This window comes from Caproicibacterium sp. XB2 (assembly GCF_044880635.1).
GTDB lineage: Bacteria > Bacillota > Clostridia > Oscillospirales > Acutalibacteraceae > Caproicibacterium > Caproicibacterium lactatifermentans.
Map to the genome: position 1 here is coordinate 1,525,541 of NZ_CP173227.1, position 18,643 is coordinate 1,544,183.

Here is an 18,643-nt window from a genome sequence, read left to right on the forward strand (position 1 = left end):
CAAGGGGAAATGTCATGATTTTCACTTTATTTTTCAATGACCGGAATGCCTTCTGCACGCGCGCGCTGCTCCAGCTTTTTTAACGGGTCAATTTCTTCTTTTTGTTTTTGTGCGGGGCGGTACGGCCCCAGCCGGTACGTTCTGCCAGTCACCTGCTGAATGGCACGGCGCATACTGTCCCGCTGGGAAGATTCCCGCAGCAGCTGAAACGCCAAATCGTTATGCGCATCAATCAGTACATAGTCGCCGCTGACGTAGGCTTTGGTGCCGCGGAATGCGGTGGCGATAGACTTGGAGTACTGCTGCAGTGCCTGCACAATTTCCGGCCACTCGGTCAACGGCACCGCGTTCTCCGCCAGCTGAGCCGCCGTCTGCCGGGCGGAACTCTTCCGGGGAACAATCGCTGTTTGTGGGGAGGCTGTCTGCGGCACAGCCGGAACAGGCGTCTGTTCTGTCGGCTTTACCGGTTCCGGAATGACAGCGGCCGGTGGTGTCTGCTCCGCTGTGGGCACTGGTTCTGCCGCGGTATCCTGCCGCGGCACCTGCACCGGCTCCACCGGGGCAGGCGCGGCGGCGGCCGTAACCGGTGCCCGCTTTTCCAGTGCATCAATGCGCCGAACCAGCGCAGCCCGGCTGTCATCAAGCTCCGGACAGCACAAGCGCAGCATACTCATTTCCATTTCGGTACGGCGGTCCGTGCCACGGTATATACGCTCCAGCGCATCCTGCAGTGTATCCAGTCCGTGTAGGATAACTGGCAATGGAATTTTCAGCGCCTGCTGTTCCAACCGCGTATATTCGTCCTCGGTTACGGCAACCAGCGGACGGGCATTCTGCATGGTCTTAATCAGCATCAAAGAACGAAAATGGGCGGAAAGTTCCTCGCAAAGGCGAGCCATGTCTTTGCCATCCCTGTGTGCCTTATCTACCACAGACAGCGCCGCAGCGCTGTCATGCTGATAAACCGCATCTGCCAGCTGAAACAAATGGTTCCGACTGGTTAGACCTGTTGCTTCATTGACAACCTGTACCGTCACTTCCCGGCTGCGGCCAAGGCACTGGTCCAGCAGAGAAAGCGCGTCACGCACAGCGCCGTCCGACAAACGTGCCAGCAGCATTGCCGCTTCCGGTTCCAGCGAGGCGCCTTCCTGCCCTGAAATATAAGTAAGACGAGCCGCAATCTCTTCCGGCGGAACGCGGTGAAAGTCAAAACGCTGACAGCGTGAAAGAATGGTGGCAGGCAGCTTTTGTACTTCTGTGGTTGCCAAAATAAAAATGACGTGTGCCGGCGGCTCCTCCAACGTTTTCAGCAGAGCGTTGAATGCACTGGTGGAAAGCATATGCACTTCATCAATAATATACACACGGTACTTGGCGGCTACCGGTGTGAAGTTTGCCTCTTCCCGCAGCGTGCGGATACTGTCCACGCCATTATTGCTGGCGGCGTCAATTTCCACAATATCCATCAGGGTGCCATCCTGTGCGGCGTGGCAGATATCACACTTTCCGCATGGCTCACCATCCTGTGGGTCCAGACAGTTGACCGCTTTCGCCAGAATCTTGGCACAGGTGGTTTTGCCGGTGCCATGACAGCCGGTAAACAGGTAGGCATGCGCCACCCGCCCGGCAATGAGTTCGTTTTTCAGCGTTTTGGTGACCTGCGGCTGTCCAACTACGTCCGCGAAAACCTGCGGACGCCACTTGCGGTAAAGCACCTGATACATACGCAACACTCCTTTCCGACAGCGGAACTGCCCCATTTTTTGCCTCTTTCGGTGAATATATGCGTATATATAACAAAAAAGCAAGACAGGCGCCTTCGCGCCGCCGTACTGCCGGATATACAGATGGACAGACAAACCTGCATCGCACAGGGCCACTCCGCTTAATGCTGCTCGGTTCCCCGCCTGACATGGTTCACGGCGCCCCGCCGCACAGAGCCCGCCCATCTGCATATCCTGCCGCACGATTTCTGCCTTGCTTTTTCATTCTCTGTACAGTACAGAATACAATATTTATTATATCCGTTTTTCAGAAAAAACGCAAGTATTTTCTGAATTTTCCTGCCTGCGAATGCGTTTTTGTGTTATACTGTAGAAGTGTCCCTGCTTCTGCTTTCCGGCCCTGTGCCTTGCCGCAGAAACGGGGCAAAATTTCTCTTTTCCTGGGGTTCTTTCCACTCGCCAAAGAATGCGGATACCCACGGAATAAAATTAAAAACAAAGGAGTTTTTACTATGCTGTTTGCAGAACATATTCTGCCCTATAAAGAACAGATGCACCAAACGCTGAAGACAATGGTGGCAATCCCCTCGGTTGTCGACAGCCCGCTGCCCGGAAAGCCGTTCGGTGAGGAAAGTGCACGCGCACTGCAGACCATTCTGCGTATTGCGGACGACCTTGGACTGGAAACCAAGAACGTCGGCAACTATGCCGGCCATGCTGTGTACGGTGAAGGCAACGAATACGCTGATGTGCTGTGTCATGTAGATGTTGTACCCGCCGGTGACGGTTGGGAAACTGAGCCGTTTGATACCGTGGAAAAAGATGGCCTGCTGTACGGCCGCGGCACCGCGGACGATAAGGGTGCCGCGGTGGTAGCCCTGTACTGTCTGAAGGCCCTCAAGGATGCGGGCGTAAAAACCAAGCGCCGTATCCGCGTTATTTTCGGTGCCGGTGAAGAAGTGGCCAGCAACGACATTGAAACGTATTACCAGTCGGAACCTATGCCGGTCTTTGCCTTTACGCCGGACAGTGACTACGGCATTTGCAACCGGGAAAAGGGCATTCTGCGTATAGATTTGTCCGGTGGAAAAGAGTCAACCGCTGTACGGCTGTTTACGGCCGGCGACGTAGTAAATGCGGTCCCCGCAAATGCTTCCGCTGTTGTGGTCTGCTCCGAGGACCAGGCCAATGCGCTGCTGGAACTGACGGCGGACGAGGACACCCTGCGCTGCACCCGTACACCGGACGGCCTGTGTATCGATGCGGTCGGTGTGGCGTCCCATGCTATGCAGCCACAGGAAGGCGTCAATGCCGCCGAAAAGCTGATTATGCTGCTCTCCAAAGTGCTGGACAAGGACCAGATGGGCAGTGTGCTCTTGTTCCTCGCCGACAAGGTAAAAACCGAATATGACGGCGCTTCCGCCGGCATTCAGCAGAGCGATGAGCCTTCCGGTCCGCTGACACTAAACCTCGGCTTGGTACGTATTGGAGAAGGTACCCCCAGCGCCGGCCTTGATATCCGCTACCCAGTTACAGCCAGCGGTGATGACATTCTGGAACATCTGGAAATGATTTCCGCTCCCTACGGCCTCACCTGCGAACGCACCTGCGAAAACCGTCCGCTGTACTTGCCGGAAGACAGCGACCTTATCCGCCTGCTGAAAGGCGCGTATGCTGCTGTCATGGGTGAAGAACCCACTGTATACGCAACCGGCGGCGGCACCTACGCGCGGGAACTGAATGGCCGCGGCGTTGCGTTTGGACCTTTCTTCCCAGACGAGCCGGACCGCCGCCTGCATAATACCAATGAAAGCATTGACCTTGCCCGCTTTATGCAGCACGCCCAAATCTGCCTGCAGGCAATGTACGATATGGCAACCAAATGAGTTGCAGACTGCACACATCTCTGTGTAAAAAGGGGGGTTCCCTATCATGAATATCGCAATTCGTTATTACACCAAAAGCGGGAATACCAAAAAGCTGGCGGAAGCCGCGGCGGAGGTGGCCGGCGTGCCTGCCCTGCCGGTATCCACCCCGCTGACCGAACCGGCGGACCTGTTGTTCCTCGGCAGCTCCGTTTATGCCGGCACCGTAGACCGGGAAGTGAAACAGTTTATTGCCTCCCTTGACAGCACACAAGTAAAAAAGGTAGTCAATTTTAGTACAGCGGCACTGCCCACTTCCACCTATCAGACGGTGGAAAAGCTGCTTGCTGCCCGAAATATTCCGCTGGACCGCCGGGAATTTCACTGCCGCGGCCGCTTCCACTTTCTGCACCGCACCCACCCGGACGAGGAGGACCTTGCCCGTATGAAAGCTTTCGCCCGCTCCGTACTGGTGTCCGGCTGAATGCGGCGGGAACTGGGACCAAAACAGACGGTCCTGATTACCGGCGCGTCGTCCGGCATCGGCCGAGAACTGGCAATCCTGTTTGCCGCACACGGTTTTCGGCTGGTACTGACCGCGCGCACACAAAGCCGGCTGGAACAGCTGGCGCAGCTTTTGCGGCAAACTTTTCACGTCACTGTTGAAGTGTTGCCAGCCGACCTTTCCAAAGCGGAAGCAGCTCAGCAGGTATATGACACCTTACAGGAAAAAGGAATCGTTGTGGACCAGTTGGTCAGCAACGCTGGCAGTGCCCGCCATCAGGAAGTCATTGAGGCGGATATACAGGGAATGGCCGACACCATTGCGCTGAACGTAACCAGCACCACACTGCTGACACGTCTTTTTGCGGCAGATATGGTCTGGCGCGGCCGCGGCAGAATTTTGATTACCGCCTCTACCAGCGCCTTTGCGCCGGACCCCTGCTTCGCTGTATACAGCGCCACCAAAGCGTATGACCTGCAGTTCGGCGAAACGCTGTGGGCGGAGCTAAGGTACACGCCGGTGAGTGTGAGTGTTCTGTGCCCCGGCCCGACAAAGACCGGCTTTTCCGCAGCTGCCGGACGGCAGGACGCGTCTTTCGCGGCGAATCCTCGCCGGGTGGCACTGGCCGCTTTCCGCGGAATGCAGGCGGGAAAACTGCTGATTTTTTCCCCGCCGCTGTACGGGCCTGCCTGCTTTTTGTCCCGCCTATTGCCGCCGCAGGCTGCAGCAGTCATTCCGTCACTATACCAGCAGGTACTTTCTCATCATACAAAAGACATATTTAAAAATAAGGATTCACAGAAGGATTGACAGAAAAAATATGAATTTGGCAGAAGCAATCCGCGCGCGGCACGCCGTGCGCAGCTATACAGACCGGAAAATAAGCAGCAGTATTCTGGAACAGCTGCAGATTGAAGTGGATACCTGCAACCGCGAAAGTGGGCTGCACATCCAGCTGATTACAGATGAACCGGAAGCATTTGGCGGGCTGACCGCCCGTTTTGGTAACTTTTCCGGTATAACCAACTATCTCGGGATGGTCGGCAAAGTATCTTTTGACCTTGGTGAGCTTGCCGGATATTATGGGGAACGACTGGTCCTAAAAGCTCAGCAGCTGGGATTAAACAGCTGCTGGGTGGCCGCTTCATTCCGCAAATCCAAGTGTGCTGCCAAGGTAGTACCCGGTGAAAAACTGGTCTGTGTTATTCCCATCGGTTACGGAAAAACACAGGGTGTTCCCCACAAAAGCAAACCCATGCAGGAACTCTGCAAGGTTGAGGGACCCATGCCGGACTGGTTCCATGCCGGTATGGAGGCTGCCATGCTGGCGCCTACCGCGCTGAACCGGCAAAAATTCTGCTTCACCCTAACAAATGGCAAAGCTGACGTTGCCTCCAACGGCGGATTCTACTCCGACATTGACCTCGGCATCGTGCGCTACCACTTTGCGGCAGGTGCCGGACGTGAACACTGCCGCTGGTAAATTTCCGATACGTCTTTCCTAAAATCAAATCTATAAAAAGGCATTTTCGCTGTACAGATGTACAGTGAAAATGCCTTTTTTCTGCCGGTGACATCCGGCCTGCCGGCGCATATTATGGAGTGTACACAATTAAAAAATTTTTGTACCCCTGCTGATAGATTTTGAGGAGGAAATGAATCGATGAAAACCACTTATGAAAGCGGCGATACCTGGAGCAGCCAGACCCATGATCCACCGCTGCCGCCTGTAATACGTCCCTCCGGTTCCTGCCAGACAGTCGGCCGCCACACGGTCGAAGTCAGCCTGCCAGTCGCACTGAAACCCCATACACAAATTGGCCGTGTAGAAACAGAATGCTGTGGGGACCCCACCGTTCTCTGCCATGAAAACCGCTGCACTCATCTGTGTGAATTTCTTATCTGCCAGAAAATCTGTGTAAAAATTCCTGTCACTTACTCCACCCGCGCTTGTGCCGGAGACCCGTCCATTTTTTGCCACCACTGCTGCCGTCCGGAAGAGTGCCATTGCTGCTGTGAAGAAGAATAATTGCCATTCCACAGAAAATTCCTGCCAATGACAGTATCGGTCCACGGCCGTCCGACACTGTAATCCGTAAAAAAGCCCGTACCTGTCGGAAAACAATGTTCCGGCGGATATGGGCTTTTCTGTCTTTTATTTTTTCAGATGTTCCTGCATAACGTCCAAAAACTGTTTTGCCAGCGCGTCATACTCGTGATACTTTAAAATATAGGCATGACCGCGGGCACCCATAGCGGCAAGCTCCTCTTTCGGCGTAACCGCTAGCTTTTCGGCGGCATCGGCGATTGCCGTGCTGTCCTCCGGCGGAACCGATATGCCGCACCCGGCCTCGGCGACCATATCATTGCCGGCCTCAATGGCAAAGATAACCGGCTTGCCCGCCATCATATAATCCATCAGCTTGTTCGGCGAAATGCCGAAGCGGAACAGCGGCTGCCGCTGCAATCCGACATACAGTGCGTCCATCTGTGCCAGCAGCTCTGGCACCTGGGTACGTCCTACCGGCTCCAGCAGGTCCACGTTTTCCAGCGAAGCAGCCTTTTTTTTCAGACGCTCGCGCTCTGGGCCGGGGCCAATCAGCAGCAGCTTGATTTTTTTGCCTTTTAGCTTTTCGCCCGCTTCCACAAAGCTGTCCAGCGCATTGGCAACACCATGCGCACCGGTGTACGCAATGAGAAACCAGCCCTCTTCATGCCAGCGCTTCAGCTGCTGCTCGTACACAGGGTGTTCCGGCAGCGGCTTTTCCCAATCCGCCTTGACGATGCCGTTGGGGATACAATAGAATTTTTCCGGCGCCATGCCGTGTTCCACAAAGTGCTCTTTGGAACACGGCAGCAGGCTGACGATTGCGTCCGCCGACCGGCAGCATTTGTTTTCCGCATGCTGCATAACCATGATGAACGGGTGGTGCGCACTCATGTGTCCCAGCTCCATAGGGCTTAAAGGCCACAGGTCATGTACTTCATAAATGACCTCCGCATGAAAGCGTTTTGCGATAGATACTGCCGGATAAATGTCCAGCGGATAGGTACTGGACGCAATGATAACGTCCGGTTTCCCCACCGCGCAGATTTCGCTCTGGTATTTTTTTACGCCGTGCAGGAAGGAAAGAATATTGCGGATACGGCCCACACCATTGCCTTCATACGACGGTCCAGCAATCCAAAACCAGCGAATGCCGTTCTCCATTTCTATAAGATACGGCCGTCCCTTCATGTCCGGATTTTTGGTACGCAGGTGGCTGTAGGAACTGGCGACAATGGTCACGGTATGACCGGCCGCCACCCAGCGCTGTGCCATAAAATAGGGACGAAACTCCATACCGAATTTCGGGGAACCCGCGTAATGTTCCAGGTAAATGATATTCATCGGGGAACTCACCCTTCCCGCCCGCAGACAGCGCGGGCAATCCGCTCGCTGGCGTGTCCGTCACCGAAGGGCTGTGCAGCACGCGCGGCCGGGTCCGGCACTGTGTTCAACGCTTTGCTCAGAATGTCCTCAGTCGTCAGCTTTGCCAGCACGTTCCAGCCGCCGACAAGGGTTTCCACCCATTCTGTTTCGCTGCGCAGCGTGACACAAGGCACCTCCATAAACCATGCCTCTTTCTGCAGTCCGCCACTATCGGTCAGCACCTGACAGGCACCATTGGTCAGCAGCAGCATCTCCAAATAGCCGACCGGGTCAATCAGCTGAATGTTCCGGTAACCGCGGTCTGCAAGGGCCTGTTCGGCCAGTGAACGGGTACGCGGGTGAATCGGAATTACCACACGCTGCGGCAGCTGTTCAAACGCGTCAAAAATACGCTCAATAGCGGGCAGACCGCCGTCCGTTGTTTCCGCACGATGCAAAGTTGCCAAACGGTAGTGTTTGGGTTCAATGCCCAGCTGTTCATGAATTTTTCGCTTTTCGGGGTTATCCATTGCGACCTTGCGGAAGTGCAGGACACTGTCCAGCATAACATCGCCGGAAACCGAAACGCCCTCGGTAATGCCCTCTTTCTGAAGATTCTGCCAAGCCGTCTGCGTTGGGCAGAACAGCTGGGTGGAAATGTGGTCCGTCAAAACACGGTTCTGCTCTTCCGGCATACGCCGATTGTAGGAACGCAGGCCTGCTTCGACGTGTGCCACCGGGATGTGCAGCTTGCTGGCGGCCAGCGCGCCCGCCAGTGTGGAATTGGTATCGCCGTACACCAGCATGACATCTGGTTTTTCCTTAAAAAGCACCTGCTCAATGCCAATCAACATTTCGCCGGTCTGGCGGCCGTGGGTGCCACTGCCGACACCCAAATTATAGGCTGGATGTGGAATCTGCAGTTCTTCAAAAAAGACTGCAGACATATTTTTATCATAATGCTGTCCGGTATGCACCAGAACTTCCTGGCACAGGGGTGCCAGCGCGGCGGAAACCACACTGGCCTTAATAAACTGCGGCCGGGCACCGACTACTGTAACCACTTTCATCGTCTGTTTGGGCCTCCTTTACTGGTTTGCCTCAGCGTACTTTCACGTCTTCGCTGCACATATCTGTGGTGGCAAAGGACAGGCCGTCAAACTTAACCGCTTTGCCTGTCTTCTGGCTTTGATAAGCAGCCAGGATAATCTTCAGTGCTTTAATGCCCTCGTAGCCGGAAACCAGCGGACGGGTGTGCGTGTTGACCGCGTGAATATAGTTTGCGTAAAGGGCATTATGGCCGCTGCCGTATACATCCTTCGGGTCCTTGCCGACCAAAGTCTTAACGACCTCGTCCTGCGGGGCAGGATCTGCAAAATTCCAAGTTTCAATACGGTTCACAGCCAGTCCGCCGATAACGGCACAGCCGGTTTCACCAAAAACGGAGAGCGTTTCTTCCAAGTTCTTCGGGTATACACAGGCGGTGCCCTCTACAATGCCGATGGCCCCGTTCTTAAAGCGAATGAGGACAGCGCCAAAATCTTCCGCCTGGATATCACGCAGGTAGTTGCCGGTCATAGCCATCACCGTGTCCGGCTCACCACCGAGGCTCCACTGCAGCAAATCAATATTGTGAATGCACTGGTTCATCAGTGTGCCGCCGTCCTGTGCCCATGTGCCGCGCCACGGTGCCTGCTGATAGTAGGACATATTGCGGTTCCAAAGAATGCGTGCTGTGCCGCTGACCAGCTTGCCGAAGCGGCCCGCGTCCAGTGCGGCGTGCAGCTGCTGGATAGGTGCGTTGAAGCGGTTCTGGTGGCAGACGCCCAGCGTCAGGCCTTTTGCTTCCGCGGTGGAAATCATCTTTTCAGCGTCCGCGGTGGAAAGCGCCATGGGCTTTTCAGTGAGGACATGCTTGCCGTGTGCCATGCATTCCAGTGCAATCTGTGCGTGGAAGCCGCTTTCGGTTGCAATGGCGCATACATCAATTTCCTGCTCCTGCAAAGCTTTTTTATAGTCTGTATAAATCAGCGGTTCATAGCCTGCCTGCTCCTTGAGCATGGCGGCCTTTTCCTCGGCGCGCGCGCGTACAACGTCACACACAACGGCCAGTGTCATGGTGTCCTTGTTGGCGGCAGCTGCCGCAATGTGGTTTTTGCTGATTCGGCCGCAGCCGATAAGCATAAAGCGTAATTTAGCCATAATGATAAAACTCTCCTTTACATAAATTTTGCGCTCTTCCGTGGGAAAAGCGCAAAACCAAAGCGCCGTGTACGGCGGCGCTGTCCTGTTTATTTTACAGCAGCTCGATATTGCTGCGGTCCTTTACGTCCTTCATGGCGTTGCGGGTATCGAAGACTTCTTTTGCAGTCTTCTGGATATGGTCATAATCGAAGCAGGAATGAGCGGTGCAGATAACCACGATGTCCGCATTGCGCAGCATATCGTCGGTCAGGGCCGGCTCACTCTTGTGTACAACGCCCTTATGGGTGTACTGCGGAATATAGGGGTCATAATAAGTTGTGTTGGCGCCCTGCTTAATGAAGTTTGAAATGACGTTGATGGCCGGGCTTTCACGGCAGTCGTCAATATTGTTCTTGTAGGCAACGCCCAGTACAAGGACCTTGGCGCCGTTTAGGGCAACCTTCTTTTTGCTGAGGACCTTCATAACACGGTCCACCACATATTCCGGCATGGAGGTGTTAATTTCACCGGAAGTTTCAATCAAGCGGGTATGGTAATCATACTCACGCGCCTTCCAGGAAAGGTAAAACGGGTCCAGCGGAATGCAGTGTCCGCCCAGGCCAGGGCCAGGATAGAATGCCTGGAAGCCGTACGGCTTGGTCTTTGCCGCGTCGATGACTTCCCAGACGTTAATGCCCATACGGTTGCAGATAATGGCCATTTCGTTTGCCAGACCGATGTTGATATTGCGGTAAGTGTTTTCCAGCAGTTTCTCCATCTCTGCCACAGCAGGAGAAGAGACCTCATACACGCCGCCCTCCAGCACGTTGCGGTACAGGGACGCCGCCACAGTTGTGGCGTCCTTGCCGATGCCGCCAACGACCTTCGGTGTATTCTTAGTCTTATACTGCTGGTTGCCGGGGTCCACACGTTCCGGGGAGAAGGCAAGGTAGAAATCCTCGCCGCACTTCAGGCCGGATTTTTCAAGGATTGGCTTCAGCAGTTCCTCGGTTGTGCCCGGGTAAGTGGTGCTTTCCAGAATGATAACCATACCGGGATGCACATACTCGGCAACGCTTTCGGTGGAGCTCTTCACATAGCTGATATCCGGCTGCTGATGAGCGTCCAGCGGCGTAGGCACACAAATGGCCACTGCGTCTACTTCCTTAATAAAGGAGAAGTCGCTGGTAGCGCGCAGCTTGCCGGTTTCTACTTCTTTTTTCAGGGTGTCACCGACAATATCGCCAATATAGTTGTGACCAGCGTTGACGGAATCCACTTTTTTCTTCTGCACATCGAAGCCAATGGTGGTGTACCCTGCGCGGGCAAACTCAACCGCCAGTGGCAGGCCGACATACCCAAGGCCGACAATACCGACCTTGGCGGTTTTGCTGTTAATTTTATCAAGCAGGTCTGCTTTTACATTTGCCATAATTTTCCCTCATTTTTGATAGAATTGAAGAACTATATAAAATGCAAATTTTCTTACAGGATTGTCTTATGCCTTCTGCAGCACACCGCATACGTAATCGATGGTTTCATCGGTGATATAGCCGTGCATCGGCAGACTAAAGACGGTCTTCGCAAGGCTCTCTGCCACCGGCAGGTCGCCCGGCTTGTAACCCAGCGGCGCATAGACCTTCTGCAGGTGCAGCGGGCAGGGATAATAAATGATAGACGGCACGCCCGCTGTCTTCAGGGCATCCATCACACGGGTGCGCTGCGCTTCGTCCGCGGCGCGCAGGGTATAGTACCCAAAGCTCGAGTGGTAACCCGGCAGCACGGTTGGCGTCTGGAACTTGTCCTTCAAAGCATCCGTGTAACGCTGGGCGGCACGGATGCGATGTGTGTTCTCGGTATCAAAGGCGTGCAGCTTTGGCAGCAGAATCGCCGCCTGCAGGGTGTCCAAACGGGAATTTACGCCGATACGGACATTTTCATACTTCATGCTGCCCTTTCCATGTACACGGATGGATTTGAGCACCTTGTACAGTTCCGGGTCGTCCGTAAAGACAGCGCCGCCGTCGCCGTAACAGCCCAGCGCCTTGGCCGGAAAAAAGCTGGTGGCAGAGGCATCTCCGAAGGAGCAGGCGCACTTTTCGCCAATGCGCCCGCCAAAACCCTGCGCACCATCTTCCAGCACTTTCAGGCCATTTTCCGCGGCAATCTTTTCGATTTCCGGGAACTGTGCCGGCTGGCCGAACAGGTCCACCGCAATGACCGCGCGGGGTATCAACTTGCCCTCTGCCTTCACGGCAGCGATTTTCTTTTTCAGGTCCTCGGGGTCCATGTCAAAAGTATCCGTGCGGCTGTCCACAAAGACCGGTGTACCGCCGCACAGGCTGACAACCTCGCTGCTGGCAAAGAACGTGAAGGCAGGAACAAAGACGGCGTCCCCTGCTTGTATGCCCCAGGCCATCAGCGGCATACGCAGTGCGTCCGTGCCGTTGCCACAGGTCACACAGTACCGGCGGCCCGTATAGGCGCACAGTTCCTTTTCCAGCTGCTCTATCTGTGGACCGGAAATGAAGTGTGTACCCGCAATAACGTCCGCAATCCCCGCGTCAATCTCTTTTTTCAGCGCGTGGTACTGGGCGCCAAGGTCATTGAACTTTATTTCATCCATACTATTTGTTTCCTCCTGAAAACAGTCGGCCCAAAAGGGCCGTTCTCCGCATTCAGCCATTCACCTCATGCAGGCCGTCTTTGCCTTCCGCGTACTGCCGCCCGCATTTGGGGCAGTGCAGATGCTCGTCCAGCTTGGCACCGCACTCACAGGCCCAGCCGTGCTGCCGTGCCGGCACGCCCATCATAATGGCATGGGCGGGTACGTCCGTTGTGACCACGCTGCCGGCGGCGATGAATGCATTTTTTCCAATGGTGTGGCCGCACACAATGGTTGCGTTTGCACCAATGGAAGTGCCGTCGCCAATGGGTGTGGGCTTGTAAAATTGAGCGCCGCGCTGCGGGTAACGGCACCGCGGGCGCGACACGTTGGTAAAGACCATGCTCGGCCCGCAGAAAACGTAATCGCCCAGCTGCACGCCCTCATAAACGCTGACATTGTTCTGGATTTTGCAGTGGCTGCCGATGGTAACACCGTCCGCCACAAACACGTTCTGCCCCAGTGTGCAATCCTCCCCAATGCGGGCACCGCCGCTGATGTGGGAAAAGTGCCAAACCTTTGTACCGTTTCCAATCTGGGCGCCGTCATCAACACAGGCGCTGGGGTGGACAAAGCAAGACTCACTCATTTGCCATAACCTTCTTTAGCGAAGCAATCTAAACAGTCTGTGCCAAAAAGCCCAGCAAAGGGTGGAAACACATACTGCCTTAACTTAAGTATTATAGTATAAACAGGCGGTATCGTCAAATGTTTTATAGGGTACACAGTCCTTTTCCGCATTGACTTTGCAGGTATTATAGATTATCATGTATTTAGAACTGCAAAAGTGTCTGCACGGCGCTGGTGCAGGTTTTTGTTCTAAAAATTTATTATATAAAATAAGTAAGAAGGACAAACTATGAGTAACTTTCGCGTCAGAGAGAACTTTATTCCCTATAACCGTCCGGACATCACCAATGCTGAAATTGGTGAAGTTGTTGATACACTGAAATCCGGCTGGATTGCCAGAGGACCGCGCACCCTGCAGTTCGAGCAGGCCTTTGCAAAATATGTAGGTGCAAAGCACGCACTCGCACTCAACTCCTGCACTGCTGCCCTGCACGTTTCCCTATTAAGCGCGGGCATTGGCCCCGGCGATGAAGTCATCACCACTCCCATGACCTTTGCCTCCACCGCAAACACGGTCATTCACTGCGGCGCAAAGCCGGTTTTTGCAGATATTGACTACCGCACCGGCTGCATTGACCCGGCAGAAGTGGCAAAGAAAATCACCCCAAAGACCAAGGCAATCGTTCCGGTACACTACAGCGGCCAGGTCTGCGACCTTGACCCTATCTATGCACTGGCGGACAAGTATCATTTGTATGTCAGCGAGGACGCTGCCCACGCGCTGTGGAGCCGCTATAAGGGCCGCCTGATTGGCAATCATCTGAAGGGCTCTGCCTGCTACAGCTTCTACGCCACCAAGAACCTAACCACCGGCGAGGGCGGCATGCTGGTAACCGATAATGATGAGATTGACGCAAAAGCACGCATCTGGGCCGGCCAGGGTATGAGCAAAAACGCATGGAACCGCTACGCCAAAGGCGGCAGCTGGAAGTATGATATCTGCGAACCCGGTTTCAAATATAATATGTTTGATATTCAGGCCGCACTGGGCCTGCGTCAGCTGGACCGTCTGGAGGAAATGCAGCAGAAGCGCCTGAAGATTGCCGCACAGTATCAGGCCGCCTTCAGCAAATGCGACGCACTGGACCCGCCGTTCGTACCGGAATACACCACACACTGCTGGCACCTGTATGTGCTGCGCATTGTGCCGGAAAACCTCACCATTGACCGCGACCAGTTCATTGTGGAACTGAACAACCGCAACGTCGGCACCAGCGTTCACTTCATTCCGGTCACCAACATGAGCGCCTACACCAGCCGTTATGGCTTTAAGCCCAGTGACTTCCCGAATACAGAAAAGCACTATCAGCGCATCATCAGCCTGCCGCTGTACCCGACCATGACGGACGAAGAAGTACAGTATGTGATTGACGCCGTTCTGGATATTGCTGAAAAATTCCATAAATAAAACGGATTCCCGTTTTCCGCATTTTCTGCAGTATCCATTTTCGGGGAGGAACTTTTTATGAACTGCAAACGAACAGCCGCCGCTCTTCTGGCGGCTCTGCTGACGGGCCTTTCGCTGGCCGCCTGCACCGGTATGGGCGGCACAAATTCATCCGCCACTTCTTCGTCCAAAACACCGGCTGTTTCTTCGGCGGCTTCCGACAGCACAGCGCCATCTTCCCGCAGCAGCCTGCCGCAGATTAAATTAACGCTCGCTGTGGATTCCGAAACCGCGGCTCCTTTGCTGGGCGGCATTTACGCGGCAGACAAGCAGGACTATTTCGGCCGGTACGGGCTGAATGTAACCATTCGCACAGCGGACACTTCCGCTGCAGCGCTGGACCTCACCAGTTCCGGCACCGCCCAGTTCGCTGTCGCCAAACAAAGCACTTCCTTTGCGAACGCACTCTGTTCCGGCAAAGCCGTAACTGCGGTAGCCGCTGTGCTGCAGCACAGCGATGCCGGTATTCTGACATCTGCCGCTAAAAAGACGGTACGTCCCAAGCAACTGGAAAACACCACCTGCCAGATAGCTGCGGACATCCCGCTGACAGGGGCCATGCTGAAAGAAACCGTTGCCGCGGACGGCGGCAAGGCCGCGTTGGTAAAGACCGGCATCGCTTCGGCGGACGCCGCTGCCGCGCTGAAAGGCGGCGCTGCTTACTGTGGCAGCTACAGCTGGGACGGCCTTGCGTGCAAGCAGGCCGGTGTAACCGCGAATTTTCTGTTTTACCGTGACACCGTCCCCGCGCTGGACGAGTACCCCTGCCTGCTGGCTGGGAACAACACGTTCCTGAAACAGCACCCACAAACGGCAAAAGATTTTCTTTCGGCTGTACGGGAAGGATACCTGTATGCGGCAGCTCACCCAGACACCACGGCAAAACTGGTGTGTGCGGCCGTGCCCGCTGTGAAAAATCAGCAGCCGCTGGTACAGCGCTCGCTCACATGGTTGGCCGGCAAATATACCGATGGTGCCGCTGTATGGGGACAAATCGATACCGTACGCTGGAACCGCTTTTACAGCTGGATGAACCAGAAAAAGCTGACCAGCAAAGCGGTTCCCCTAGGGACTGGCGTTTCACAGAGCTGCCTGCCGCAGCCGACAGACAGTACCCTTGCACAGGCTTCTTAAAAATTCAAAAACAGCAAAATCCGCCGAGGCGAAATGCCCCGACGGATTTTTTATATTCATTAAGGAAATCATAGCACCGCCGCTGCTTTTTAGGATAATCATTACCAAAGATATAAAAGTAATAATGTTTTTATCAAAACCTATTGACATCCACCGCAAAAGCAGCTATACTCTAGCCATACAAGCAAATCAATACAAATCGTATATGAATTATATGAAAGTTCCGGTGGGCCAAACCGCTATACAAACTACAACATAATTGATGGAGGGAATTTATCATGGCAAACATTCATAAAAGCCTTACAGAACTCATTGGCAACACCCCGCTGCTGGAGCTGACCAACTATGAAAAGAAACATGACCTGAGGGCAAAGGTCGTTGCGAAGCTGGAATATCTGAACCCCGCCGGCAGTGTAAAGGACCGTATTGCACTTGCCATGATTGATGACGCCGAAAAGAAGGGCCTGCTGAAGGCCGGCTCAGTCATTATCGAACCAACCAGCGGCAACACCGGCATCGGTCTTGCCAGCGTAGCTGCCGCCCGCGGCTACCGCATTATTCTGACCATGCCTGAAACCATGAGCATTGAACGCCGCAACCTGCTGAAGGCTTACGGTGCAGAAGTGGTGCTGACAGACGGTGCCGCCGGCATGAAGGGCGCTATCGCTAAGGCCGACGAGCTGGCAAAGGAAACCCCCAATTCCTACATTCCCGGCCAGTTCGTCAACCCAGCTAACCCGGCTGCCCATAAGGCAACCACCGGCCCCGAAATTTGGCGTGACACCGACGGCAAGGTCGACTTCTTTGTGGCTGGCGTTGGCACCGGCGGCACACTGACCGGCACCGGCTCCTACCTGAAAGAGCAGAACCCCAACGTCAAGGTAATCGCCGTAGAACCCGCAACTTCTCCGGTTCTGAGCAAAGGCCATGCCGGCCCGCATAAGATTCAAGGCATCGGTGCCGGTTTTATCCCCAAAACACTGGATACCAAGATTTATGATGAAATCATCGCTGTAGAAAACGACCCTGCTTTTGTGGTTGGCCGTGAGCTGGCAAAAGTGGAAGGTTTACTGGTCGGCATCTCCTCCGGTGCAGCTATCTGGGCCGCAACCGAGCTGGCAAAACGTCCGGAAAATGAGGGCAAGACCATTGTCGCCCTGCTGCCGGATACCGGTGACCGTTATCTCTCCACTGCCCTGTTCCAGGACTAATTCCTGTTTTTCTTTGATAGAACCATCTTTCTTCCTCCTGTTGGGATTCGTTTTCTTTGTTAATAACAGCCCCTGCTTACTGGTGTACGGAAAAAGGCTTCAGGAACCGTTTGGTCCCTGAAGCCTTTTTTTGTTATGTCCGCCGTCAAAAAAGAGCAGCTGCCAGCGTGCTGAGCGCAATCAGTACCGCACAAACCAGCGCAACCACGCGAATGACGAGTTTTCGCTTCTTTTCACGCATGAAAAATCCCTTCTTCTTCGTAGCATCAGCAAACAGGAGCTTTTTACTTCTTCAGTCAAGTTTACCACATTTTCCGGAAAGAAGGAACCGCTGTAGGCGCGGTTACAGAAAGTTTACATAACTTGACATTCCCATAGGTGCTCGGTAAAATGAGGGTACAAAATTTTTTACAGAAAACGAGGTTTTTAAAACCAATGTCCAATTCACCGCAGAACGGCGGTTCCCGCCGTCCACCGCAGCGTGACCCATATACGCAGCGCAGGCAGCAGGACCGCCCCCCGGCAGACAACCGCAATATTTACTCCCACTCTTCCCGCCGGCCGCGGACGGACGAACCGCTGGTGGACGCTTCCGCCTACAGCGCCCGCCGCCGGCGCGCAAATGCCCGCCGTACCCGCCCAACACAGGTACGCTACCACGATGGCTTTGACCCGGACGACCAGGCCACGACCGTAGACCGCCGCCGGTCTGTCTCTCCATCCGGTTCCGGCCGCCATACCCCTTACGGCAGTACAGCCCGCCGCAAACGCGGTGGACATCACATTTTCCGCAACGTTATCTGCATCCTGCTGGCGCTGCTGGTGCTCTCCTTTGCGTGGCTTACCGCGCTGTTTTCCAACATGAACCGCACCCACAACACCGTCAGCCAAAGTACTTATGTGCGTACCCCCGAACACGCGCCCGACTGGAAAGTGATGTCCAGTCCATTGGTGACCAATGTCCTGCTCATCGGCATGGACCTCGCTTCCGGCGATGTGCACCGCAGTGACTCGCTGATTCTTTTGTCCTTTGACCATACGCACAACAAGATAAAAATGACCTCTTTCCTGCGTGATACCTATGTAGAAATTCCAAACCACGGCCGTCAAAAGCTGAACGCCGCCTTTGCCTACGGCGGCCCTGCCCTGACCATGCAGACGCTGGAAAACAACTACCGCATTAAAATTGATAAGTATCTGGCCGTGGACTTCGACTCTTTCTCGACCATTATCAGCGATGTCGGCGGTATTGACGTCACACTGGACCAGGGACTGTGCATTGAGTTCAACAAAAACCTTGCCACCCACTTTACCCCCGGCAAGTACAACCTGAAAGGCGTACAGGCACTGTACTACACCCGTATCCGCAACTATGGCAATGACTACGGCCGTGCCCAGCGTCAGCGGGAAGTGATTGGTCAGCTGATGAAAAAGCTGGCGCTTTCCGGACCTTTCAAGCTGACCGCTACGATGAACAAGTTTCTGCCGCTGGTGTGGACAAACATGTCGGCTAGTTCCCTTGCCGGTATATCCATCACCAGCCTGCCTATGCTGCTTTCCAAACAGAAAACGCAGCAGATTCCCGCGGATGGCACTTTTAAGGGTGAAACGCTCCGCTCGGTCGGCTGGGTGGAAGTCGCCCAAATGGAAAAGAACTGCCGTCTGCTCCGGCAGTTTATTTATGAAACCAACAGCACCAGTTAAACCAAGCAAAACAAAGAAAGACCGCTTTCCCGGAAATGGGGAGGGCGGTCTTTTGTATCTGTAGGAAAACTGCACAAAGAAACAGGTCAGGAATTGTAATCGACCTGAAATGCGTGTATAATGAATAGATAAATCTGTTCAAAATATAGCGGAGGCAGAAAC

The 18,643-nt window shown here is 54.4% G+C and carries 16 protein-coding genes and 1 other RNA gene; 9 read left to right on the forward strand and 8 right to left on the reverse strand.

Annotated features, from left to right (window positions below; genetic code table 11):
• Positions 1–26: 26 nt before the first annotated feature.
• Positions 27–1,724, reverse strand: a complete 1,698-nt coding sequence (gene dnaX / locus ACIHKT_RS07630; RefSeq protein WP_086036889.1) for a DNA polymerase III subunit gamma/tau — start codon at positions 1,722–1,724, stop codon at positions 27–29.
• 128 nt (positions 1,725–1,852) lie between these two features.
• Positions 1,853–1,947: signal recognition particle sRNA small type (gene ffs, locus ACIHKT_RS07635), an RNA gene on the reverse strand.
• 289 nt (positions 1,948–2,236) lie between these two features.
• Here ffs and ACIHKT_RS07640 point away from each other — a divergent pair.
• The 5 genes from ACIHKT_RS07640 to ACIHKT_RS07660 all read left to right on the forward strand — a co-directional run bounded on the left by ACIHKT_RS07640 (position 2,237) and on the right by ACIHKT_RS07660 (position 6,123).
• Positions 2,237–3,610, forward strand: a complete 1,374-nt coding sequence (locus ACIHKT_RS07640) for a Sapep family Mn(2+)-dependent dipeptidase (protein WP_174403020.1) — start codon at positions 2,237–2,239, stop codon at positions 3,608–3,610.
• 46 nt (positions 3,611–3,656) lie between these two features.
• Positions 3,657–4,073, forward strand: a complete 417-nt coding sequence (locus ACIHKT_RS07645; protein ID WP_086036401.1) for a flavodoxin family protein — start codon at positions 3,657–3,659, stop codon at positions 4,071–4,073.
• Positions 4,074–4,904: an SDR family NAD(P)-dependent oxidoreductase gene (locus ACIHKT_RS07650; RefSeq protein ID WP_086036403.1), complete on the forward strand. Its 831-nt coding sequence runs from the start codon at positions 4,074–4,076 to the stop codon at positions 4,902–4,904.
• Between the two features lie 10 nt (positions 4,905–4,914).
• Positions 4,915–5,577 (forward strand): nitroreductase family protein, encoded by a 663-nt coding sequence (locus tag ACIHKT_RS07655; RefSeq protein WP_086036405.1) that lies wholly within the window; start codon positions 4,915–4,917, stop codon positions 5,575–5,577.
• A 180-nt stretch (positions 5,578–5,757) separates the two neighbouring features.
• Complete coding sequence (locus ACIHKT_RS07660; RefSeq protein ID WP_086036407.1) at positions 5,758–6,123, forward strand: hypothetical protein; 366 nt, start codon at positions 5,758–5,760, stop codon at positions 6,121–6,123.
• Positions 6,124–6,249: 126 nt separating this feature from the next.
• Here ACIHKT_RS07660 and ACIHKT_RS07665 read toward each other — a convergent pair whose 3' ends face one another.
• The 6 genes from ACIHKT_RS07665 to ACIHKT_RS07690 all read right to left on the reverse strand — a co-directional run bounded on the left by ACIHKT_RS07665 (position 6,250) and on the right by ACIHKT_RS07690 (position 12,944).
• Positions 6,250–7,485, reverse strand: coding sequence for a glycosyltransferase family 4 protein (locus tag ACIHKT_RS07665; protein WP_086036409.1), 1,236 nt, complete (start codon positions 7,483–7,485; stop codon positions 6,250–6,252).
• An 8-nt stretch (positions 7,486–7,493) separates the two neighbouring features.
• Positions 7,494–8,576, reverse strand: coding sequence for a non-hydrolyzing UDP-N-acetylglucosamine 2-epimerase (gene wecB, locus ACIHKT_RS07670; RefSeq protein ID WP_086036411.1), 1,083 nt, complete (start codon positions 8,574–8,576; stop codon positions 7,494–7,496).
• 31 nt (positions 8,577–8,607) lie between these two features.
• A complete protein-coding gene (locus tag ACIHKT_RS07675) occupies positions 8,608–9,708 on the reverse strand; it encodes a Gfo/Idh/MocA family protein (RefSeq protein ID WP_086036413.1) in 1,101 nt (366 codons plus the stop codon).
• Between the two features lie 94 nt (positions 9,709–9,802).
• Positions 9,803–11,122 (reverse strand): nucleotide sugar dehydrogenase, encoded by a 1,320-nt coding sequence (locus ACIHKT_RS07680; protein ID WP_086036415.1) that lies wholly within the window; start codon positions 11,120–11,122, stop codon positions 9,803–9,805.
• 66 nt (positions 11,123–11,188) lie between these two features.
• On the reverse strand, positions 11,189–12,316 hold the full coding sequence (locus ACIHKT_RS07685; protein ID WP_086036416.1) for a DegT/DnrJ/EryC1/StrS family aminotransferase: 1,128 nt from the start codon (positions 12,314–12,316) through the stop codon (positions 11,189–11,191).
• Between the two features lie 52 nt (positions 12,317–12,368).
• Positions 12,369–12,944, reverse strand: coding sequence for an acyltransferase (locus ACIHKT_RS07690; RefSeq protein ID WP_086036417.1), 576 nt, complete (start codon positions 12,942–12,944; stop codon positions 12,369–12,371).
• Between the two features lie 270 nt (positions 12,945–13,214).
• Here ACIHKT_RS07690 and ACIHKT_RS07695 point away from each other — a divergent pair, with 270 nt between their 5' ends.
• The 4 genes from ACIHKT_RS07695 (at position 13,215) to ACIHKT_RS07710 (ending at position 18,481) form a co-directional block, all read left to right on the forward strand.
• Positions 13,215–14,393: a DegT/DnrJ/EryC1/StrS aminotransferase family protein gene (locus ACIHKT_RS07695; protein WP_086036418.1), complete on the forward strand. Its 1,179-nt coding sequence runs from the start codon at positions 13,215–13,217 to the stop codon at positions 14,391–14,393.
• Positions 14,394–14,450: 57 nt separating this feature from the next.
• The gene (locus tag ACIHKT_RS07700) at positions 14,451–15,566 is read left to right on the forward strand and encodes an ABC transporter substrate-binding protein (protein ID WP_086036419.1); all 1,116 of its coding nucleotides are present in this window, start codon (positions 14,451–14,453) and stop codon (positions 15,564–15,566) included.
• A 278-nt stretch (positions 15,567–15,844) separates the two neighbouring features.
• Positions 15,845–16,777: a cysteine synthase A gene (cysK, locus tag ACIHKT_RS07705; RefSeq protein ID WP_086036420.1), complete on the forward strand. Its 933-nt coding sequence runs from the start codon at positions 15,845–15,847 to the stop codon at positions 16,775–16,777.
• A gap of 435 nt (positions 16,778–17,212) precedes the next feature.
• On the forward strand, positions 17,213–18,481 hold the full coding sequence (locus ACIHKT_RS07710; RefSeq protein WP_157658981.1) for an LCP family protein: 1,269 nt from the start codon (positions 17,213–17,215) through the stop codon (positions 18,479–18,481).
• Positions 18,482–18,643 lie beyond the last annotated feature (162 nt).

Bases quoted from the DNA above. Each gene is read 5' to 3' on its own strand.
- dnaX (WP_086036889.1), bottom strand. From the start codon at position 1,724: ATGTATCAGGTGCTTTACCGCAAGTGGCGTCCGCAGGTTTTCGCGGAC.
- ACIHKT_RS07650 (WP_086036403.1), top strand. From the start codon at position 4,074: ATGCGGCGGGAACTGGGACCAAAACAGACGGTCCTGATTACCGGCGCG.
- ACIHKT_RS07640 (WP_174403020.1), top strand. From the start codon at position 2,237: ATGCTGTTTGCAGAACATATTCTGCCCTATAAAGAACAGATGCACCAA.
- ACIHKT_RS07660 (WP_086036407.1), top strand. From the start codon at position 5,758: ATGAAAACCACTTATGAAAGCGGCGATACCTGGAGCAGCCAGACCCAT.
- ACIHKT_RS07675 (WP_086036413.1), bottom strand. From the start codon at position 9,708: ATGGCTAAATTACGCTTTATGCTTATCGGCTGCGGCCGAATCAGCAAA.
- ACIHKT_RS07655 (WP_086036405.1), top strand. From the start codon at position 4,915: ATGAATTTGGCAGAAGCAATCCGCGCGCGGCACGCCGTGCGCAGCTAT.
- ACIHKT_RS07700 (WP_086036419.1), top strand. From the start codon at position 14,451: ATGAACTGCAAACGAACAGCCGCCGCTCTTCTGGCGGCTCTGCTGACG.
- ACIHKT_RS07690 (WP_086036417.1), bottom strand. From the start codon at position 12,944: ATGAGTGAGTCTTGCTTTGTCCACCCCAGCGCCTGTGTTGATGACGGC.
- ACIHKT_RS07685 (WP_086036416.1), bottom strand. From the start codon at position 12,316: ATGGATGAAATAAAGTTCAATGACCTTGGCGCCCAGTACCACGCGCTG.
- ACIHKT_RS07695 (WP_086036418.1), top strand. From the start codon at position 13,215: ATGAGTAACTTTCGCGTCAGAGAGAACTTTATTCCCTATAACCGTCCG.
- cysK (WP_086036420.1), top strand. From the start codon at position 15,845: ATGGCAAACATTCATAAAAGCCTTACAGAACTCATTGGCAACACCCCG.
- ACIHKT_RS07680 (WP_086036415.1), bottom strand. From the start codon at position 11,122: ATGGCAAATGTAAAAGCAGACCTGCTTGATAAAATTAACAGCAAAACC.
- ACIHKT_RS07645 (WP_086036401.1), top strand. From the start codon at position 3,657: ATGAATATCGCAATTCGTTATTACACCAAAAGCGGGAATACCAAAAAG.
- wecB (WP_086036411.1), bottom strand. From the start codon at position 8,576: ATGAAAGTGGTTACAGTAGTCGGTGCCCGGCCGCAGTTTATTAAGGCC.
- ACIHKT_RS07710 (WP_157658981.1), top strand. From the start codon at position 17,213: ATGTCCAATTCACCGCAGAACGGCGGTTCCCGCCGTCCACCGCAGCGT.
- ACIHKT_RS07665 (WP_086036409.1), bottom strand. From the start codon at position 7,485: ATGAATATCATTTACCTGGAACATTACGCGGGTTCCCCGAAATTCGGT.